Origin of the sequence: Mesorhizobium sp. M7A.F.Ca.MR.362.00.0.0, assembly GCF_004023175.1 — a bacterium.
Lineage (GTDB): Bacteria > Pseudomonadota > Alphaproteobacteria > Rhizobiales > Rhizobiaceae > Mesorhizobium.
This window is the reverse complement of sequence record NZ_RZTF01000004.1, coordinates 8,809-11,093: the sequence shown is the minus strand read 5'-3', so window position 1 is coordinate 11,093 and position 2,285 is coordinate 8,809. Positions and strand designations below refer to the sequence as shown.

Genomic DNA, 2,285 nt, shown 5'->3' with positions numbered 1-2,285 from the left:
CATTCGGACTTGCGGAAGTCGTTCCACTTCATGCCGTTCAGCGTGCCGGCAGCCTTCGCCGCCTGGTATTTGGTGCTGCATTCCTTCGCCGTCAGGCCCTTGGCCGTGCTGTCGTCCGCAGCGGCGGCAGCCTTGGCCGCCTTGGCCGGCTTCGTCTCGGCAGCCTTCGTGGTATCGGCCGGCTTGGCGGCGGTCGTCGCGGCGGCGTCGGTGCCGCACTGAGCCTTGCGGAACTGGTTCCAGGTCGCGCCGGCGAGTGTCCCCGCATCCTTGGCGGCGTTGTATTTCGTGCTGCACTCGGCCATCGTCAGTGCGTTGGCTGGCGCGGCCAGGAACAAGGTCGCGACGGCGAGGCCGGTCAAAGTGGCAAGTCGGTGGATGAGCATAGCGTTTCTCCGTTGCAGCAGCCCATGATACGTCCCTGCAAATCAATATCGCTCAACGGGCGGTTGCGCCAGATGCTAAGTGGCGTATATATCGCCGAAAACCGGTTTCTCCCGATAAGGTGATGAAATCGTTGTTTGTTGCCTGGTCCAAAGCAAGATTTTCCTGGTGCATCCGCGCTGAAGGGCTCGCATGACTTGTATATTGCAACATGGCAGTCTGGGCATGTCAGGTTGCGGCCACATGTGTGCAGTGCACAACAATGGTTTTCTAAGGATTGGTAACGTATAATCACACAATGTGATCATAGCGCCCTGGCCAATTGTGGCATGACGTGCCGGGGAAGAAACGTCGAGGAAGCTGACTAGCATGGCAGGGAATTATTTCGGCACGGACGGCATTCGCGGACGCGCCAACAAGTTTCCGATGACGGCTGAAATCGCTATGCGGGTCGGCATGGCCGCCGGCCTTTCCTTCCAGCGCGGCAGCCATCGACATCGTGTCGTGCTCGGCAAGGACACCAGGCTTTCCGGCTATATGATCGAGAATGCCATGGTCGCCGGTCTTTGTGCCGCCGGCATGGACGTGTTCCTGCTCGGCCCGATCCCGACGCCGGCTGTCGCCATGCTGGTGCGTTCGCTGCGCGCCGATATCGGCGTCATGATCTCGGCCTCGCACAACCCCTATTACGACAACGGCATCAAGCTGTTCGGACCCGACGGCTACAAGCTCTCCGACGAAATCGAGGAGCGCATCGAGAGCATGCTCGACAAGGATATCGAACTGGCGCTCGCCGATTCCGACGGGCTTGGCCGCGCCAAGCGCGTCGACGGGGTGCATGACCGCTACATCGAATTCGCCAAGCGCACCTTGCCGCGCTCGATGTCGCTCGCCGGCTTGAGGATCGTTGTCGATTGCGCCAATGGCGCGGCCTACAAGGTGGCGCCCGAGGCGCTGTGGGAACTGGGCGCCGAAGTCGTCGCCATCAATGTCGAGCCCAACGGCTTCAACATCAACAAGGAATGCGGCTCGACCCATCCGGCCGGCCTGCAAAAGAAGGTGCACGAAGTGCGCGCCGACATCGGCATCGCGCTCGACGGCGACGCCGATCGTGTCGTTATCGTCGATGAAAACGGCGCGATCGTCGATGGTGACCAGATCATGGCGCTGATCGCCGAATCCTGGCACCAGAGCGGGCGGCTTGCCGGCGGTGGTGTCGTCTCAACCGTGATGTCCAATCTGGGCCTCGAACGCTTCCTCGGCGACATGAAGCTGCAATTGCACCGCACCAAGGTCGGCGACCGTTATGTCGTCGAGCATATGCGTGCGCATGGCTTGAATGTCGGCGGCGAACAGTCGGGTCATATCGTGCTGTCCGACTTTTCGACGACCGGCGACGGCCTGGTCTCGGCGCTGCAGGTGCTCGCCTGCATCAAGCGGCAGGGGCGGCCGGTCAGCGAACTGTCGAAGAAATTCGAACCCGTGCCGCAACTCCTGAAGAACGTCCACATTTCCGGCGGCAAGCCGCTTGAGGAGGCGCCGGTCAAGGCCGCCATCGAAGACGCCCGCAACCGCCTCGGCAAGACCGGACGGCTGGTTATCCGGCCATCAGGGACAGAGCCGCTGATCCGCGTGATGGCCGAAGGCGACGACCCGCAACTGGTCGAGTCCGTGGTCAATGGCATAGTGGACATCATCTCGGAAACGCGCAGCGCCGCTTGATCCCAGCGCGTCCAGCAGGACGTGGATCTGACAACCAGGCGCGCCGCGCTCCCTTAACCGGTCCAAGGCCCGCCCCTCGGCGGGCTTTTTCTTGTCAGCCGCCACTTTGTTCGGTGTCCGTAAATCTCGCGCCTATCCCTAGAAGTTTCGAGATTCGTGGTTAAGCAACAGGGTTAAAC

At 61.5% G+C, this 2,285-nt stretch carries 1 protein-coding gene and 1 pseudogene (1 of these 2 running past the window's edge); one reads left to right on the top strand and one right to left on the bottom strand.

Annotated features, from left to right (window positions below):
- A pseudogene (locus EOC06_RS41455) lies at window positions 1–386 on the bottom strand (hypothetical protein) (it extends 471 nt beyond the left edge of the window).
- A gap of 367 nt (window positions 387–753) precedes the next feature.
- Between EOC06_RS41455 and glmM the strand changes: the two are divergent.
- On the top strand, window positions 754–2,106 hold the full coding sequence (gene glmM / locus EOC06_RS01005) for a phosphoglucosamine mutase (protein ID WP_127267139.1): 1,353 nt from the start codon (window positions 754–756) through the stop codon (window positions 2,104–2,106).
- Window positions 2,107–2,285 lie beyond the last annotated feature (179 nt).